This window comes from Methylocystis parvus, from assembly GCF_049675845.1.
GTDB classification, from domain to species: Bacteria; Pseudomonadota; Alphaproteobacteria; order Rhizobiales; family Beijerinckiaceae; genus Methylocystis; species Methylocystis parvus_A.
In genome coordinates this window covers 3,617,023-3,633,430 of sequence record NZ_CP187161.1, presented here as the reverse complement: position 1 = coordinate 3,633,430, position 16,408 = coordinate 3,617,023, and the positions used below count along the sequence as shown (strand labels likewise).

Here is a 16,408-nt window from a genome sequence, read left to right as displayed (position 1 = left end):
GCTGCCGAGAGCACCGCGCCGGAACCTCGACACAGCGTCATCAAGCTTAGGGGAAAAAACGGGCTGGCTTCGCTGCGGATAGGGCGATAAATGCAGCGCCGAAAGTTAGTCGCCGCCCGAGCCATGGATCGACAGTGGCAAGTAGCCGCGCCGCCGGCCCGCATGGGGGATAATACGCGGCTCCGCGTGTCTCAAGCAGGTCGAGTCCCGCCTTGCTGGTCAGTCGGCGAATTTCGGCGGGTGCGCGAAATTTGGCCGCGCGCCATACGGGATGACCGAGCCAGCCACGCATGCGGCGGTAGGCGGCCCATAGGCTTCGGCTGCCGAGTTCTCCAATAATAAGCAGGCCGCCGGGCTTCAGCACGCGGGCCATTTCGGCCACGGCCCGCGCGGCGTCGGGAATGAAGCAGAGGGCCGCAACCGCAAGGACGCGGTCGAACGCCGCATCGGGAAACGGGAGCGTCTCGGCCTTCCCCTCGACTAGCCGCAACTGAACATTCGCGGTCTCGGCGCGCCGACGCGCGGCGGCAAGCATCGTCGAGTCGCGATCAAGGCCGGTCACGACCGCGTCTTGCTGGGCGAGTTGCACAATAAGAGCGCCGTCGCCGCACCCAACGTCGAGTAACGTCTTGCCGGCGACCGGCCCGAGCATTTCGAGGAGGAGCTGTTGCTCAAGCGCATCGGTGATCTGGCCGAGACTGTCCGATCGCCAGCGCGCATAGGACGCAATCAACTGCTTTTGTGCCCCAGTCTCCATATGTTTACTGTTCGATTACGCGACGACGTTCCTCGTATTCGTCCTTGTCGATTTCGCCGCGGGCGAAACGCTCTTTGAGAATATCGAGCGCGCGGCCCGGAGGCGGTTGATGGGGCGGTTGTGCGGCATACCACGGGCCTCCCAGCCCGCGAACAAGGAGAACGACGATCGCGATCACCGCGCCGAGCGCGAGGATCATGAACAACGGCCCAAAGATCATACCCCACCAGCCTCCGCCCCACATCATTTGCGACATGTGTCGGTCCCAATTGTCGGCTTCGGTCGCGGCTTGCGCCAAACTCCAAGTGGGTTGCAAGATAAGCGCTGCGTTTACCGCCGCCATGAGTGTCTTGTGGCCGTTCATGGGCTTCCTCCTTACGGTCGCTTGTCATTGGCCGGTTGAGAACCACGCATCAAGAACGCAACGATTAGGCCTGAGACAAAGGTGAGAACGGCGATCGCCCCGATTGCCCACGCCATGCCAAACATATCTGCGATCACGCCAGCGGAGAGCGCGCCGATCGCGTAGCCGAGGTCGCGCCAAAAGCGGTAGACGCTGAGCGAACGCGCGCGCCAGCTTGCATGCGATGCGTCTGACACCGCGGCGATAAGGCTGGGATAGACCATGGCGGTCCCCAAGCCGAGGAGCAGGCTGGCGATCAGCCAGAAATGGAATTCGCGCGTCAAAGCCACGAGGAGCAGAGCGGCGGCCTGCACCCACATGCCCGCGACGATCAGGCCTTTGCGTCCCCAGCGATCACTTAAGGGGCCGGTTGCGATTTGCAGAACGCCCCAGCTCGCCGGATAGACGGCTTTGAGAATGCCGATCCGCTCGACGCCGAGGCCGAAAGCGGCGAAGAACAGCGGGAAAATGCCCCAACTCATGCCGTCATTTAGATTGTTGACGAGTCCCGCCTGGGAGGCGGCGAAGAGATTGCGGTCGCGGAAGGAGGTTAGCGTGAACACTTCCCAAAAGCCCATGGCAGCGGCTTCGTGCGGCGTATCGCCGACTTCCGCGCGGACATGGGCGCGTGTGTCGCGAACCAGAAGGATGGAGAGCAGTGCGCCCGCAATTGCGTAACCGATCCCCAAATAAATGGGCGTTGGCCGCAGCCCGTATTCAGAGGCGAGATAGCCCGTGAGAAAAGCAGTGACGCCGACCGCGAGATAACCGGCGAATTCATTGAGGCCCACGGCCAGGCCGCGCGACTTGGGGCCGACGAGATCGACCTTCATGATGACGGTCATCGACCAGGCGAGGCCTTGATTGATGCCGAGCAGCGCATTGGCGGCGACAATCCATCCCCAGCTTGGAGCCCACATGATCATGAAGGGAACCGGCAGGCCAATCAGCCAGCCGAGCACCAGCACGCGTTTGCGGCCCCAGACGTCGGCGAGGTGCCCCGAGACCAGATTGGCGAAGGCTTTGACCACGCCGAAGCTGACAATGAACGAGACCACCAGCGTGGTCGAGGCGATGCCGAATTCCTCGGAACCAATCAACGGCACTACCGTGCGCTCGATGCCGACCATGCCGCCAACAAAAGCGTTGATCAGAACGAGCAGCGCGAACTGCCGCCAATTGGCGAGCAACCCGAGGGTTACGCCGGAGGGGGAGCGAGTGGGCGCGCTTGTGTCACACACGCTCATTCCGCCGCTTCCTTCAAGCCAGAATTGACGGCGCGGATTTCAGCCGCATGCGCGGGTGGTGGTGGAATGTCGGCCACCATGGCCCGGACGAAAGCCTCTTCATCCTCGACACGAAACGCCTTGTTGTGGCGCTTCTCAAAGCCGATCGTTGAGCTTGGCTTGCCGCTCAGACTACGCCCGCAAACCGAGCCGGAATAAGCCCCCGGTAGAATTTCGACATAATCGGGGAGCGCCTTCAGCCGCTGCACCGAGCGGAACAACACGCGCGCACCTTCCTCGGCATGGGCGACGAGTTCGGTGCGGCCAAGATCGCCCACCATAAGCGTGTGGCCGGTCAATACGAACCAAGGCTCATCCGCGCGCGTGCGATCGGTGACAAGCAGCGAAATATGCTCGGGCGTATGGCCCGGCGTGTGCAAAACGCTGATTGTGACGTTGCCCAGCTCCAAAACGTCGCCGTCGCCTACGCCATGGAAGGGGAAGGATACTTTTGCTTCGGCGAACAGCGCATACGGCGCGCCGGAAGCCTCAGCCAATGCGCGGCCTGCCGAAACGTGATCGGCATGCAGGTGCGTGTCGATGACGTAGCGAATGCGCATGCCGGTTTCTTCGGCTGTCTTCAGATACGAGGCGATATCGCCAACCGGATCGACGACCGCTCCGGCGGCGCGTCCGCCACAGCCGAAAAGGTAAGAAGCCGCAACCGGGCTGGCATGCAGGAACTGGCGCAAGATCATGGAGGCCTCCGCATCTTCTCGTTCTCCCCGCGCCTGCCGCAAGGCGTCTTGACAAAGCATGGGGAAAACATTCAATTATTCACTTGAATGATATAGGCAGGGCTTCTGATGTCAACCCAAAGTCCGAAACAGGCGTTGTTCGCGGAGTTCGCCGCTGTCGCAAAAGCTTTAGGCCACGCTCACCGGCTTGAATTGATGGAGCAGCTCGCTCAGGGCGAACGCAGCGTTGAAGGGCTTGCGCAGAAGACCGGGCTCTCGATCGCCAATGTGTCGCAGCACCTTCAGCATATGCGCCGCGCCGGGTTGGTCGGAGCAAGGCGCGAAGGGAAGTTTGTTTATTACCGACTGGCCGATGATGGCGTTCTCGATCTCTTGGCCGCGTTGCGTAAAATCGCCGAGCGCAACGTCGCTGAGGTTGAACGGATCGTGCGCAGCTATTTCGACGATCGTGATAGCCTGGAGCCGGTTTCTCGCGCAGAGTTAGCGGAGAGGCTCCGCGCCGGGACAGTCACGGTTCTCGACGTGCGGCCGGAAGACGAATTCGCGTTAGGGCATGTGCCTGGCGCGGTGAATATTCCGCTCCGCGCGCTCGAAGCACGGCTCTCCGAATTCGATCCCTCTAAAGAGATTGTCGCTTACTGCCGGGGCGCATTCTGCGTCCTCTCCTACGAAGCCGTTGCCGCTTTGCGCAAGTGTGGCTTCAAGGCGCGGCGGCTAGAGGATGGTTTTCCAGAATGGCGTGCGGCAACTTTGCCCGTTGCGATCGGCAGTGCATGACGTGCAAAATTCAAAACCTTCGCAACGACCCGCTAATACGTGCGAATTGCACAAGATACTTGCAAGAGGATCCTGGAGTCCCACCTTATCTTGCATGACAATGATTGGTTCTGCTCGCGTTTCAATAGAGACGGCCAGATCCTCGACGCCCAGCGGGCGGCGCTCAACCGGCTGGCGTGAGCAAAATCTTTTCCGAGGCGGCAAGGGGCGCGAAGGCCGACCGCCGCCAATTCATCCGCGCCTTCAAGGGGCGGTGCGGCCCGAGGACGTGTCGCCGTCACCTAAAGTAGACGAGATTAGAAATGCTGAGGCAAAAACCACCTGGAAGCGGCCGCAAGGTAGGAACACCGAACAAGCGCACTCGGTCTATTGAAGAAAAGCTCGAGGTTCTCGGTTGCGACCCCATCGAGGCGATGGCGAGGCTGGCGATGGATGAAAGTGAGCCGAGCGCGCTGCGTTTCGCTGCGTTAAAGGAACTCGCGCAATACGTCGCGCCCAAGCGGAAATCGATCGAAGTGCAATCCAACGAAAGCCCGCCGTTTGTCATCATCAGCCGCCAAGACGCCATGCTCTGAGGCCGAGAGGGTAACGAAGTCTTGCTGTGGATTAGCAGCCGCCCCCGGCGCGGGTCCGCTCCTGAGACCGAGACAGGCGATCGCTACATTTTCCGCTCCTACGGCGACGTGCCAGGGGGAGCTTTTATTTTCTGCGGAGCCCGAAATTTTGTCCTTTCCCGTAATCGACCAGCGGGCGGGCTTCTTTCTGAAATACGAACGAGGCCGCGTGCCGCGCCGTCCCATTGAATTTTTGGGCATAGAGCATGGACGAAAGCAGTATGAAACGCGATCCGTTTTCGCCTCCGTTTTTTCTTGAAAATTTGTTGATGCCCTCGCCGAGCCACGAATTGCCAGCCCTCCCTTGGGAATTGACAATCCGGTGGTATCAGAGCCACGCTGCTCCGCCCGTGAGCGTTGATACGGTCGTCTGGCTGCCGGTCCCTCGCCGCTTGAGTAACGCCGACGCCGATGATTGAAACAACGCGCAGCGGGGGGTGCGTCAAGGGATGCGATTTATGTCCATGAATGCTTATGACGTGGAGTTGGCTTTAGAAAAAGCGTTGGGACTCCGCAGAAAGTTATTGGACGCTATTAGCACAAGCGAAGATATTCATATTATAGATGACATAATAAAGTTATCTGCACTTCAAGATGGCATAAGAAATTTTAGACTAATCTTGCAAGAAGAAAGATACATGGATAAGCTTGGGGTTGCAGACGAGAAGAGAACGAGCGCTCTTGTGGAGCTTGGCGTTCAAAGCGATGCATCATAGCGACAGATTTCGTATTAAACTTGTCCGAATAACCTCGATTGGGCGCTACGAGGCGGTCGAGGTTTCGTTCAACCATAGCCCGATCATCCTGCATTTCGATCAGGCTGACGCACGGCTCTGAGAACATTGGATTAATGCTCTCTGTCCCATTTGGTGACCAGCGAGTTGGGGTTGTCGGTGATCGCCCGCGGGTCAGAACGTCTCGCTTTCCCAACAGCAGCGCCCCAAGCGCTCCCCGCGAGCCCGACCCAGTTCGGATAGCCTGTCTCACAAATTGCGTCAGTACGATAGTTGCCATAGCAACGAGCGCCCGCTCTTATACCTGCGGCGAATCAAGGGCATGCGGCCATTGCCCCATTAAAAATGCGGAGCGCAAAGTGGAGTTCGAGGTCGTGGGACCCGCGCGTGGGACGCCTAAGGGTTCAGCATCGGTAGTGCTTGTGCAAGACCGTTGGGACGACTTCGGCTTCAAAACTCAGTACCACCTCTACTACCTTGGGCCGGAGTTCAATGGTTTCGTCGGTAACGTGAAGATACTAAAGCTTGGTCAGCAGGAGACGAGCGGCAGCCTCCTGCCCCCCGGTCGAATAGGCCCGCTTCCGATCGACTTTTGTTCCCTGGGCCAATCGCTTGATTACTATGAGCGGCTCGCGGCGCTGCCGAAAATCGTTCGCGGCGAGATCCTTACCTTCTTGCGAGACGCACTCGTCTACCCTGAGCACGCCCAGCGCTTCGTGGCGGAGAGAGGCTGGAAGACCTCGGTGACCCGCGATCTCGACCTCGACAGCTACCTGCCGCTCGCGCGCATACTACTCGAGCGGGACTACGATGACCTGCCGTCGGTCGGTATTACCCTCACCTTCCACATGGCTGGATGGTCGCTGCCACTCCGCCTCAACTTCTCCGCGCCGAAGGATGGTCCGCGGTTCCCGCAGTTCTTCGTCGAAGGGCGGATGCGCTCCGGCCTACCGGAACGCATCGCGGTTATCACGGGCCGCAACGGCTCAGGCAAGAGCACCCTTCTCGCGAGGCTGGCCCGCGTCTTACACGCGTCGCAGGCGGATCGACGTCGCAAAGTGGTGTCGCGGCTCGGAACGATCGAGCCCCCGGGCATCGGCTTCACCCGGATAATCACCGTCTCCTATAGTGCATTCGACACATTCCAAGTCCCGGGGGTCGATGTCGAGGAGAAGAGGCAGATCATCACCGATTTGCGCGGGGGTACCGGCCGCTACGTTTTTGCCGGGTTACGCGACATCGCGCGTGAGCTCGAGGAAAGGCTCAATGATGCGGACCAGGCGACGGCTAGAGTGCCAGACGATCGCTTCGCGCTTGACCGCCAGGACCGCACCCATCTGAAGTCATCCGAACAGCTGGCGGACGAATATGAGCGCATGATCGCCTCAATTTCCGACGTGGACCGCGTACGCCTGTTTAATCGCGCGCTTACCCCCCTATTAGCGGATCCCTCTTTCTCCGACATCCCGGACCCTATGGGACTGCTTAATGGCGCGCCCCGCGCGATGTTCATGGGCTGGAGTACCGGCCAAAAGATCGTAATGCACACTGCCTTGACGCTAGTGGCATACACGAACCCGAAGTCGATCGTGCTGATCGACGAGCCAGAAAGTCATCTCCATCCGCCGCTCCTCGCAGCACTAATGCACGCCGTGCGCGTGGTTTTGGAGGAACAGGACGCGTTTGCGGTTGTCGGAACTCACTCGCCGGTGGTCGCGCAAGAGACGCTTGGGCGGCACGTTTCGGTAATCAGTCGCGTCAACGACATTGTCACCATCCTCGAGCCCAAGATAGAGACGTACGGCGAGAGCATCGGCGAGATCACTGAAGAGGTATTCGGACTCTACTCCGGCGCTACCGATTTCCACCAGACGCTGCGGGCGCTCGTGGAAGCTGGCTCTGACCTCGAAGCAATCGAGAAGCTTTTTGATCGCGGCATGAGCTTGCAAGCCCGCGCCTACGTTATGAGCCTGTTGGGCGGGCGCGGAGCCTGACGGATGTGGACGATAAGTCGACCTGACGTTGGCGACATCGACGCCCAACTAGACGCCGCGCTTGTCCATAAGGACGGAACGGTCGTTTATGCGCTCACCGCGAACGAGCGCGACTCTATTCATGCCCTCTACGCCGCGTACGACGTTTTAGAGGGCGAACCCGATCCAGCGTTGATGCCGCCGGGGCTAGACCATTGCAAAAACGCGCTGCACGCCGCCTATGGTCAGGTGCAGAAGGGTGGCCGACTAGCGGGGCTGCGGGGCGCTCTGTTGGCGGCAGTTGTCGAGTGCCCACTATGTGGGTTCGCGCCAGCGAGCACGCTCGATCATCACCTTCCTAAAGACGAATACCGCGCCCTGTCCATCTACCCTCGCAACCTCGTGCCAAGCTGTCAGCCGTGTAACCGCGCGAAGGGAACGCTTCAGCCCGTCGCGGGCGAGGGCATGATTCACGCCTACTTTCAGCAGTTGCCAGATGAGGCGTTCTTGCACGCCGATGTGGACTACAACGACGGCGTCCTCGTCGTATCCTTTCGGATCGAAAGCGCGGCCCTTGAAGCTCCGCTCCTCGAGCGCCTCCGTTTCCAATTCGATCGCCTCAGCCTCAACGCACGGTACTCCGACCCTATCAACGTCTTCTTGTTCAACCTGAAGCCCGCGTTCAAGATGTTCCGCGGCATGCCTAACTCCCAGGACCTAATGAGATCATTTCTCGTGCGCTCGGCAATGGACTACGAGACTGACTTCGGGCTCAATCACTGGCGGGTGGCACTTATGCGCGGACTTTCCGCGTGCGAAGCATTCCTCGCCGATCCTTGGTCCTACCTGGACCGAGGACTGCTTGAGGTGCGGGTGCCCTATCCAGCCGAGCCGCCGACCACGCCATGACGACGGGCCGATCCCAAGAAGAATAGCTCGCGGGTGATCAGCATGCGTCACGAGCCTCATCAACGCAATGCAGACCATCGCCTCCGAATGCCAAGTTAACATCGTTAAACCGATTGCTGCGCCCGCGTCCGGGCTTCTGGCAGATACGAGTAGATAGTCACGCGGGAGACGCCCAGCACCTTGGCGATCGCCGCTACGGATATCGAAGGGTCTCGCAACATGGCCCGCGCCTTGGCCAGGTCGTCGGTGTTCAGCGCCTTGGGCCTGCCGCCCTTCCGGCCACGTGCGAGGGCTGCTTTAAGTCCGGCCCGGGTACGCTGGCTGATGATCTCCCGCTCGAACTCGGCAAAGGCTCCGGTAATGGAATAGACCAACCGCCCCTCGGGGGTGGTGGTGTCGATAGCAGGGGCGAGACAGCGGAACCCTATCCCGCGTTTGCCGAGATCTTCAAGCACCAGCACGAGTTGCTTGAGCGACCGCGCCAGCCGATCAAGCTTCCAGACCACCAGCAAGTCGCCGTCGCGGGCATGATCCAGGAAGCGTGAGAGCTCCGGACGATCTTCCTTCGCGCCGGATGCCTTTTCTTGAAAGATGCGCTCGCATCCCGCTACCTTGAGCGCGTCGAGCTGCAAGGCAAAATCCTGATCGAGGGTGGAGACGCGGGCGTATCCGAGGAGCATTGTAAGGAAAACGTATCACGAACCTTTTTTCTGTACAATAGATTTTCGAACGGGTTTATTTACACATGCGCGCGCCTCGGCACGCCTGATTGCGTGTGGCAAGTGCGGGTGTAAGAAAAACGTTCGTTTGTTTAACATCAGCGCTTTCGCTGCCGCTGCCGTGCTGTAATTTCGTGCGCCAAGGCGACGACGCCGGTTTTTCCGGTCGTGCCGTTGGGTATTTTCAAAACCACTGCCCTCGGAAGTCGGGGGCGTTTGCTGTCGATTAACAAAATGCCGCGCGAGAGTGGGTTAATCACGGAGTCCGTCTCCCTTAGGTGTCCGACTTTTTTGGCCTGCTCCCAACCCAAACCTAGAGCTTTTCATTGCCTAACGAAAAAATCCGGAACTGGCGTATGACTCCCTGAAACCGTTCTTGCGGATCTGATTTTCCCTTCCAATATCCGTAGCTCCGCCTCTGAGGTTGGGGGACGCAAGTTGCGCACTCATAGGAATTTCTCCTCAAGACTGAGAACAACACTACTTCTTGTGGTCTCCGCGCCACTTGTCATCACCTGCCCTGCTCCATCCAAAGCCGAAAGCGTAGCGTGCACTAAGGAGCAACTGGCTCCGGAACGGGTCACTTCCTGCACTCAAATCATCCGCAGCACGAAAGATAAACGTCGGCTTGAAAGGGCCTATAACCGTCGCGGTCACGCGAATATGGAGTTGAAAAACTACCAGGATGCCATTCAGGACTTCTCTAATGTTATCAGGATAAATCCAAGAATAGCTGGATACTTTGATAATAGGCAGAATGCGTACAGGGCCGCAAAACTTTACAATCAGGCGTTGAACGACGCCAACACCGCCATTCAGCTGGCCCCTGGTTACGCGTTTGTTTATCGCGCGAGAGCTAATCTCCTGTCGGAGATAGGCGATTACGTTAAGTCGTTAAATGACTACAATACAGCAATCTCACTAGCTCCCCAAGATGCCGGGCTATACATTGAACGTGGGATTCTATATTATAAGTCTGCTCGATTGAATGAAGCTGTATCTGACTTTTCACGCGCGATAGATTTGGACAATTCCCTCTCAGCTGCATATAAGCATCGCGGGCTTGCCAACAAGCAGCTTGGAAACGCGGGCGGAGCCAAATCCGACCTCGAGAGATATTTGGCTTTGAATCCCTACGATGCCGAGACCGAGGAAGAACTGGCATTTCTAAAAGGCCAGCCCCCCCGCGTCAGCCAGGACCCTCTACCGGCTCCGAACCAACAAGTGGCCGCCGATAGCCGTAACGAAACATTAAAATTAGCTAGAGAGGTGTCGGAACTCAAGGACCAGCTAGAGCTGCTTAAGAAAGTTCTCGCGGAACAAAGGGCAATCAAAACGACTCCTAGCACCGCGGGCGACGCGGGAGAGGCGGACGAGACTATCGCTTCAGTAACCACTAACATAGATAACGTGCGCAAAAGTATCGCCGAAAAACAAGACCTAATAAGGAGATATTCTACACCAACAAAGCCAAACGACCAGGTTGTATATCCGACTGCACGAAAAGCGTCCGAGACCTTCCCAAAGATTCCATTCTATATCCCCGGAACCGAGGAGACAGGGGAATTTTGGGTCGAACCAGTGATTTCTGATAAGGGAGAACTTTACTTTGTATTTAAGTTCGTTGATTTGACATCAGACGTAGAAAAGGTTCGCGCCCAAATTATGATGACACAGCCAGAGCTGCTTGATGCGCAAGACGCACTACTCAAGATTAACGACTGGTCAAAAACTGCTCATAAAGAAAAAGTGAGGAAAAACTTTGAGAAGACCGTCATCTGTTTTCCAGCTTCCGACTGCCCGAAAGACGGGGAAAAAATAGAAGGCAAATCGTCTACCGAGATAAAGTTTATTATTTATGAGAACGGAGCTACGGCGGCTCGGATTCAGAGAAATAAAGGCAAGTTCGAGGAGGGCTACAATTTTTCGGTCGACAGCGCGATGTTGTTGCAAGGCTACATCAATCACGTGCTTAAAGAAGCTGGCTCGGAGTTTAAGGCCGGGAAGCAGACTAAAAAGGACTTGAACGAGTTGTTCAAGTAAGGTGCTTTTTTTAAAGCATAGAAACGCCCAACGGGGATCCAGCGGGCTCGCCGTGAAGATACGAGGCAGCACGTCGCCGAGGAGGTCGACCGAAGTGCAACCTACCGAAAGCCGGCCGTTTCTCATTATCAGTCGCGAAGACGCGTTGCTCTAGACCGAGAGAAAATTCGAAGGGGCTGTTTTTCACCCTCCAATGGCAACAGTGGAGGCCGGGTCTTCCACGTTCGGAACGGAGTCACGAAAAGCCTAAGGGACGCTATTCGGCGGTTAGCTTAGTAATCAGCCAGCGACCGTCTCTCCATCGAATCTCAGCGAATCCCGGCGTTGACCCGTTGGTCTTTACTAACGCTGTTGCACGCGGGCGATCTTCTATCTCAACCGGCTCTTTTGGGCCTATGGCTAAGCCACAATGCGGGTCTTTGTTTCCAATTTTGTCTGCCAACGATGTACTGCTGGCAACTAGGAAGCGGGACTGAGCGATTGAACTTAACCGAAACGCGGTCGCATGCATCCATCGGCCAATGTCGACACCGACGTCAAGAATCGGTACAAACACCCAGTCTGGCTGAAAGCATTCAATTAGAGTATTCGTTAGAGGTAGCTCAATATCTTGGCAAATCAAAATTACACACCGCCCGACCCCGTCCGCATCAACAATTTGTATGCTGTTGCCGGCGGCTGTATCTTCTTGGATAAGCCCGTCTTTTCCTGGATCCGACAAGCCCAGCTGAATTGCTCTGGCTTGCTGAATCCCAGCTGGCCAAATTTTTCTTTGACGCCAGAGTTCAGTGCCAATTGAATTAAACGCGCGAGCCTCGTTCCATCCTTGATCCCCAGCCCTAGCGCTTGTCTCTCCGGAGCCTGCAATCAGAAGGCGGGGGGCCTTCGGCAAGAACGTAATTCCTCTGCCAAGCTCCACCGCGCGACTTTCGGAGACCATGAACTCTGGTGCTAATACGATATCGAACTGCCCGCCTCTGTTTAAAACGTCAAGTATGCACTGAGCGGCGTTCGAAGAAGCTCTCAGGTTGAAATTGACGACCCTCTGACCTGCCACAACCCTTTCGGTTGCGACAATATCGTCGTCTTTCTCTCCGACAGGAATGAATGCAACTACCTCCGCGCCACTATTAGCGCCCGGCATTACCCCGCTACTAGCACTCGCTGAAATTGGCTTAAGTTCCAATGCGATTGGCCTGCCGTCGTGCATAAGTTCCTTGGGAACGACAGAAAGTGCGGCGAAGCGATCTGCTAGCTTTTCTGCGCTCGACGCCGAGGCCCCCCGGGGTCCACGAAGCAACGGACCCCTGGGTACCAATATGCAGTCGTCGAACGACGCGTAAGTTCCGTACAAGGTTCGTTCGTCGCGCAACGCTTTTAGCCAAAGAGGTTTGCGTGCACGTCGCCCAGCTGCTGGAGACACTAGAGGGGATCGAGGATGGATGAGATGAAACGCTTCGTCTATTGCTCGCATCGCAGATAAGACTCTTCTGCGTGTGGCTTGATGAATACCATCAAGTGAGCCGACAAGTTCCAGGAGCTTAAAATAGGCGATGTGAGCTTCGTCTTCGGCAAGGGCTGAAGCAAGCGCCTTTTCCAGGGCGGGATCGCTTGATCCCCCCAAAAAACGCTGTGCGGAGTCCCAAGTCTCTGCAATGCGCCAGAGCCTTAGAAATAGAACGGCAGGCGAAAGCCAGGTACGAGTTGTCATCGTGACGGCCGTTTGGGCCGAACTGGTTGCTGAGCGACCGCTTCGATTAGAGGTATCACCAGTTCGTCGCCTATGCCCGCAGCCCGAAATGCCTCAGACAGTCTTATAAGCTCATCATTTAGGCTTTCTCGAAACCGTCCGCCTCCGAGGATAGATGCCTTGTTTCGCGTTCTATCAAGTACCGCATTCACAGTCTTGGCCAGTGCGATGGCGGACGTTTTTGCTTTATCGGTTCCAACGCCAGCAACCACGTTGATCAAACGCGTTGCCACGTTGAAAAACCGTAATGTATTTGCCGCTGAGCGACTGAAATACGATATGAAAAACGATGTGCCTCTGCGGTCATGAGCTTCAAAAGCGTAATGACAAAACTCGACCGCAAATTCAGGGTTTTGTTCCGCATTTAGGGCGATGTTTGCAAGATCAACAAATTGGCTCGGTAGGTTCATTAGCCCTGCACTACGGCGAGCAGCTTCAACAGCATGCTGAGCGGCTATCGTCGGCGTCAAACCATCGCTTAGAGCTAAGCGACAATGGATTTCAAATCCGAGGCGCATAAGGTCGCTTTTTTCATTTGAAATTATAGCGCCAGCTTCCACAAGCTTCTTTAGTCCTTGAGAAAACTCTTTGATTGCCTTGGCGCTATCGAGCTTTTCGTACAGCCTTCCTCTTTGCACGTGCGCATCGACCTCAGCCGCCAATAGCTGCTCGATTTGATCCGACGCAAGCTTCGTGCTTGTGGACCGGAGTTCTTTAACCAGCTTATTTATCTCGTGCAGAGTTTGTGATGCCGCCTCTTCTTGCTCTGTTGCAAGAAAAAGCCGAGCCGCGCGTCTGCGATTACCTATCCGCTTGAGTCGCGAGGAGATTGAGGTCGAGTTTGCGAGCAGTGCGTCGAGTTCATCAATAAGGCTAATTTCCTCGTACGGCTCCAAGAAGAACGGAATTTCCTCAATATAACGCTCCAGTGTGGATGAAAGAAGAGCGCTCCACTTTTCCGGATTCTCCGCGGCCAGTGCACGCAAAAGGTCTAAGGCTCTATCGAGCATGCTGGCAGCTTGCATGGGAGACTCGGCGTGATCGGTCAACACGATCGCGGCATCCACAAGAGCTGTCACATAATCGTCGGCTAGCTCTCCGCCATCCAGTGCCGTTTCAAAGGCGCTCTCAAAGAATCCGGCGAGTTCTTCCGTAGCCCGAACGGGATCTGCAGCCTTTAATTTGACCACATATTCAGTCGTCGCATTTCTCGGTTGGAGGCGGCGCTTTATAGTTGTCACCCATTCAGGGGGGAGGTCCGGTATCTCCACCGGCGTTTCCAAAATCCGCGTCGCTAAACGCACATAGTTCAAGACAAGGGGATCAGTCGATATTTCTGTCGCAGTAATTGGAGAGACAGTCTCGTAATATGGAACATTGCTAGTTCCCCTCACCGACAACAAGCGGAAATCGTCTTGCACGGCTTCCAGTGAGAAGCCGCCAATTTTTGTAAGTTCGTGAATGCCGCGCGCGCGAGCGTCCGCTTCTTCGCCAGTATCTGATGCCGCAACCCGCATAGGGATTGCGTGGAGTGTAATTTCGTCCTGGCGGCGGTTTCTTATGGCAGCGGAAACCTTCGAAATTCCGTCAATATTCTGGCGGTTGAGGATGAAACATAGTGCAACGCTATCGGGAATCTGCATTGTGCAGATACCTGCCACGTCTGCGAGGCCAGTTCGGCTATCAAGTAGAATAAAATCATAATTCCGCTTAGCCCAAGACCTGAGAGTTTCGATTAGGCTACCTCCCGCTTGATCCTCAAAAAAACTTGGCCATGAAAAGTGAGCAAGCGCGTCCTCGTAAGGCCTAAGCTCGGGCGTGGGAATTAGTGGGCTTCCAGCGTTGACGAAATCGAGCTTTCCATCATGCCCAAACATGTTGTAGGGCAAAATATTGCGGACCGATTCCTCGAAAACTGACCCCTCAGCAAAGCGCTCAAATACTCTGTCAACTTCATTATCGGTTTGAGCCGCGTCTATCGAGGACGCCCAATCCCAAAACAAATTCAGAACTCCGGGAGCGTCTCTGAGAGCCTTGGCCTCAGGAGCCTCAAGGAGGCTACGAAAGTGATAATACAACCCAGGAGCTTCTAGATCCCAGTCCATAACTAGAACTTTGTAGCCATTCAGCGCAGCCAAAAAGGCTACGTTAGCGACGGCCATAGTACGGCCGACGCCACCCTTGTACGAATAAAAAGTGATGATGCGCCCTTCGCGCTCTTTCGCAGGCACAGTTAAAAACTGCATCTAAGTAGTGCAAAGTTTGTAAGGGTTTGTCTTTGCTGAAGGTGGGGCGCTAATGCACTTCGCCTCCTCTGGACTGCGCGCTCTTTCACCGCGCTTCGTATCTGCACTCGCCCGTAAGATGGAGGTAATTGCAACGCCGCGCGCGCTGCAGGAGTGAGGAAGTTCTGGAAACTAGTCCCTTCTCGGCGACAATCCACGACGCCAAGCTCCTTTAAACGCTTGAGCTTTCGGCTTACCGTCTCCGGGCGCTCACGCGCGACCTCGGACAGCTCCTGTCCGGTAAGATCGCGTTGGGCCAATGCCCTGACATAAGTAGAATAGGCACCTGTTTTTAGCACACGCATAAATTCGTCATCTGCACGCCGCTCCGCCACTTGTGACGCCAAATGCTGTGCAAAGTCGATCTGTCCCAGCTTAAATGCGGCCAACGCATCCGCAGGGGCGGCCAAGATTCCTCGCGCAGCATCAGCGGAACCAGGAGGTGCCTTTTTTAGCAGGGCAACAAAAAACTCGGCCAAATTCCGCTTGAGTGCATCCAGTTCGACTCGACTCGAAGCGGAAATGCCATCCTCCAGTCGATCAGCGATCACGGTCAGCACCTCTGGGCGAAGTTCCGCCGGAGATGAAAGATTGTCTGCAAGCTCGCTCAAGAGGGCCCAGCTTTGTTCGGTCATTGGTTCGGTTTCCTCCCAGATGAATCTTAGAGCGAATTGAGGGGCCGATCAATGAGTGATCAATGATCATTAGTTGATCACCATTAATGAACCGCTGACGGACAGCGCCGATTGGCTCAGGATAGCCTAGGCTTGACCATACTCGCCGCAGCGGAAAAATTCTCGCTGGGACCCTCAAAGGCCCTGCCGAACCCCCTCGCGCTCGCCCCCCGGGGTGGCCTCAGCGACAAACAATCCCTATTTTATATCCGCCATGCAGATGCGGTGCCGCTCTCAACAGGATGAGAGAAGCATGGCAGACCATTGTCGATCGGCCTGCTGTCTCTGTTTGGGATACGGTTGAGTGTCGATGTGGGGCCCGGTGTGGGGCTGCGATTTTTTGAGATCAAAAGATTTTGAAATTTCAGCGTATTATGGGTTTTACTACGGAGGGGGCGGGATTCGAACCCACGTGGCGTTGCCCCCACGGCGGTTTTCAAGGCCGCCCACTCTAACGCCTACCGAAATCTGGCTGGTCTGGTTTGGGGGGTCGAGTCCTTTTTTCCGCCGGTCACTCGACGGGAGAGTCTCTAGCGCTCTCGACGACCCGGCGGCGCGCGCCCTCTCAGTGGGGACGTTAACCGCGGGACCGCCGAGCGATTAACGCGGCTCGCTCCCGAGCTCTCGTTTTTGTGGTTCCGGCCTGTCCCTCTGCCCCACGAGGCAACAATCGAGCGGCCCGCTCTTGCCAGACGTACGAGGGCGCGAGAGCACCGAGCTGGAGCTATCCTTTAGCATTTTCGGTAGGAGTTGAACGGCTTTTGTTCTCTTCCGTGTTGCATCCAT

14 protein-coding genes are annotated in these 16,408 nt (G+C 56.5%); 6 read left to right on the top strand and 8 right to left on the bottom strand.

Features of this window, described 5'->3' with window-relative positions; genetic code table 11:
- Positions 1-46 precede the first annotated feature (46 nt).
- From ACPFMJ_RS18770 to ACPFMJ_RS18755, 4 genes are all read right to left on the bottom strand, one after another.
- Positions 47-652, bottom strand: a complete 606-nt coding sequence (locus ACPFMJ_RS18770; RefSeq protein ID WP_424361412.1) for a class I SAM-dependent methyltransferase — start codon at positions 650-652, stop codon at positions 47-49.
- Between the two features lie 109 nt (positions 653-761).
- Complete coding sequence (locus tag ACPFMJ_RS18765; protein WP_424361411.1) at positions 762-1,121, bottom strand: SHOCT domain-containing protein; 360 nt, start codon at positions 1,119-1,121, stop codon at positions 762-764.
- An 11-nt stretch (positions 1,122-1,132) separates the two neighbouring features.
- A complete protein-coding gene (locus tag ACPFMJ_RS18760) occupies positions 1,133-2,407 on the bottom strand; it encodes an MFS transporter (protein WP_424361410.1) in 1,275 nt (424 codons plus the stop codon).
- Positions 2,404-3,144: an MBL fold metallo-hydrolase gene (locus tag ACPFMJ_RS18755; RefSeq protein ID WP_424361409.1), complete on the bottom strand. Its 741-nt coding sequence runs from the start codon at positions 3,142-3,144 to the stop codon at positions 2,404-2,406. The genes ACPFMJ_RS18760 and ACPFMJ_RS18755 overlap by 4 nt, the downstream gene beginning before the upstream one ends.
- Before the next feature lie 108 nt (positions 3,145-3,252).
- Here ACPFMJ_RS18755 and ACPFMJ_RS18750 point away from each other — a divergent pair, with 108 nt between their 5' ends.
- The 5 genes from ACPFMJ_RS18750 (at position 3,253) to ACPFMJ_RS18730 (ending at position 8,151) form a co-directional block, all read left to right on the top strand.
- Entirely contained in the window at positions 3,253-3,921 is a 669-nt protein-coding gene (locus ACPFMJ_RS18750; RefSeq protein ID WP_424361408.1) for an ArsR/SmtB family transcription factor, read from the top strand.
- Between the two features lie 302 nt (positions 3,922-4,223).
- Positions 4,224-4,496: a hypothetical protein gene (locus tag ACPFMJ_RS18745; protein ID WP_424361407.1), complete on the top strand. Its 273-nt coding sequence runs from the start codon at positions 4,224-4,226 to the stop codon at positions 4,494-4,496.
- 497 nt (positions 4,497-4,993) lie between these two features.
- Positions 4,994-5,251 carry a hypothetical protein gene (locus tag ACPFMJ_RS18740; RefSeq protein ID WP_424361406.1) on the top strand — a complete coding sequence of 86 codons (258 nt, stop codon included), beginning with the start codon at positions 4,994-4,996 and terminating at the stop codon, positions 5,249-5,251.
- 377 nt (positions 5,252-5,628) lie between these two features.
- The gene (locus ACPFMJ_RS18735; protein ID WP_424361405.1) at positions 5,629-7,263 is read left to right on the top strand and encodes an AAA family ATPase; all 1,635 of its coding nucleotides are present in this window, start codon (positions 5,629-5,631) and stop codon (positions 7,261-7,263) included.
- A gap of 3 nt (positions 7,264-7,266) precedes the next feature.
- Positions 7,267-8,151 (top strand): HNH endonuclease, encoded by an 885-nt coding sequence (locus tag ACPFMJ_RS18730; protein WP_424361404.1) that lies wholly within the window; start codon positions 7,267-7,269, stop codon positions 8,149-8,151.
- Between the two features lie 104 nt (positions 8,152-8,255).
- On the opposite strand, the gene ACPFMJ_RS18725 is transcribed toward ACPFMJ_RS18730, so the two are convergent.
- Positions 8,256-8,831 carry a recombinase family protein gene (locus tag ACPFMJ_RS18725; protein ID WP_424361403.1) on the bottom strand — a complete coding sequence of 192 codons (576 nt, stop codon included), beginning with the start codon at positions 8,829-8,831 and terminating at the stop codon, positions 8,256-8,258.
- Positions 8,832-9,539: 708 nt separating this feature from the next.
- On the opposite strand from ACPFMJ_RS18725, the gene ACPFMJ_RS18720 reads away from it, so the two are divergent.
- Positions 9,540-10,913, top strand: coding sequence for a tetratricopeptide repeat protein (locus ACPFMJ_RS18720; protein WP_424361402.1), 1,374 nt, complete (start codon positions 9,540-9,542; stop codon positions 10,911-10,913).
- 256 nt (positions 10,914-11,169) lie between these two features.
- On the opposite strand, the gene ACPFMJ_RS18715 is transcribed toward ACPFMJ_RS18720, so the two are convergent.
- Genes ACPFMJ_RS18715 through ACPFMJ_RS18705 form a run of 3 tightly spaced genes read right to left on the bottom strand, consistent with a single transcriptional unit; the run spans position 11,170 to position 15,583 of the window.
- Positions 11,170-12,624: a hypothetical protein gene (locus tag ACPFMJ_RS18715; RefSeq protein WP_424361401.1), complete on the bottom strand. Its 1,455-nt coding sequence runs from the start codon at positions 12,622-12,624 to the stop codon at positions 11,170-11,172.
- Positions 12,621-14,909 (bottom strand): KGGVGR-motif variant AAA ATPase, encoded by a 2,289-nt coding sequence (locus ACPFMJ_RS18710; RefSeq protein WP_424361400.1) that lies wholly within the window; start codon positions 14,907-14,909, stop codon positions 12,621-12,623. The genes ACPFMJ_RS18715 and ACPFMJ_RS18710 overlap by 4 nt, the downstream gene beginning before the upstream one ends.
- On the bottom strand, positions 14,897-15,583 hold the full coding sequence (locus ACPFMJ_RS18705) for a hypothetical protein (RefSeq protein ID WP_424361399.1): 687 nt from the start codon (positions 15,581-15,583) through the stop codon (positions 14,897-14,899). Before ACPFMJ_RS18705 ends, ACPFMJ_RS18710 begins: the two co-directional genes overlap by 13 nt.
- Between the last annotated feature and the right edge of the window lie 825 nt (positions 15,584-16,408).

Excerpts from the sequence above, each read along its gene's own strand:
- ACPFMJ_RS18770 (WP_424361412.1), bottom strand. The coding sequence starts at position 652 with ATGCTCGGGCCGGTCGCCGGCAAGACGTTACTCGACGTTGGGTGCGGC.
- ACPFMJ_RS18765 (WP_424361411.1), bottom strand. The coding sequence starts at position 1,121 with ATGAACGGCCACAAGACACTCATGGCGGCGGTAAACGCAGCGCTTATC.
- ACPFMJ_RS18760 (WP_424361410.1), bottom strand. The coding sequence starts at position 2,407 with ATGAGCGTGTGTGACACAAGCGCGCCCACTCGCTCCCCCTCCGGCGTA.
- ACPFMJ_RS18755 (WP_424361409.1), bottom strand. The coding sequence starts at position 3,144 with ATGATCTTGCGCCAGTTCCTGCATGCCAGCCCGGTTGCGGCTTCTTAC.
- ACPFMJ_RS18750 (WP_424361408.1), top strand. The coding sequence starts at position 3,253 with ATGTCAACCCAAAGTCCGAAACAGGCGTTGTTCGCGGAGTTCGCCGCT.
- ACPFMJ_RS18745 (WP_424361407.1), top strand. The coding sequence starts at position 4,224 with ATGCTGAGGCAAAAACCACCTGGAAGCGGCCGCAAGGTAGGAACACCG.
- ACPFMJ_RS18740 (WP_424361406.1), top strand. The coding sequence starts at position 4,994 with ATGTCCATGAATGCTTATGACGTGGAGTTGGCTTTAGAAAAAGCGTTG.
- ACPFMJ_RS18730 (WP_424361404.1), top strand. The coding sequence starts at position 7,267 with ATGTGGACGATAAGTCGACCTGACGTTGGCGACATCGACGCCCAACTA.
- ACPFMJ_RS18725 (WP_424361403.1), bottom strand. The coding sequence starts at position 8,831 with ATGCTCCTCGGATACGCCCGCGTCTCCACCCTCGATCAGGATTTTGCC.
- ACPFMJ_RS18715 (WP_424361401.1), bottom strand. The coding sequence starts at position 12,624 with ATGACAACTCGTACCTGGCTTTCGCCTGCCGTTCTATTTCTAAGGCTC.
- ACPFMJ_RS18710 (WP_424361400.1), bottom strand. The coding sequence starts at position 14,909 with ATGCAGTTTTTAACTGTGCCTGCGAAAGAGCGCGAAGGGCGCATCATC.
- ACPFMJ_RS18705 (WP_424361399.1), bottom strand. The coding sequence starts at position 15,583 with ATGACCGAACAAAGCTGGGCCCTCTTGAGCGAGCTTGCAGACAATCTT.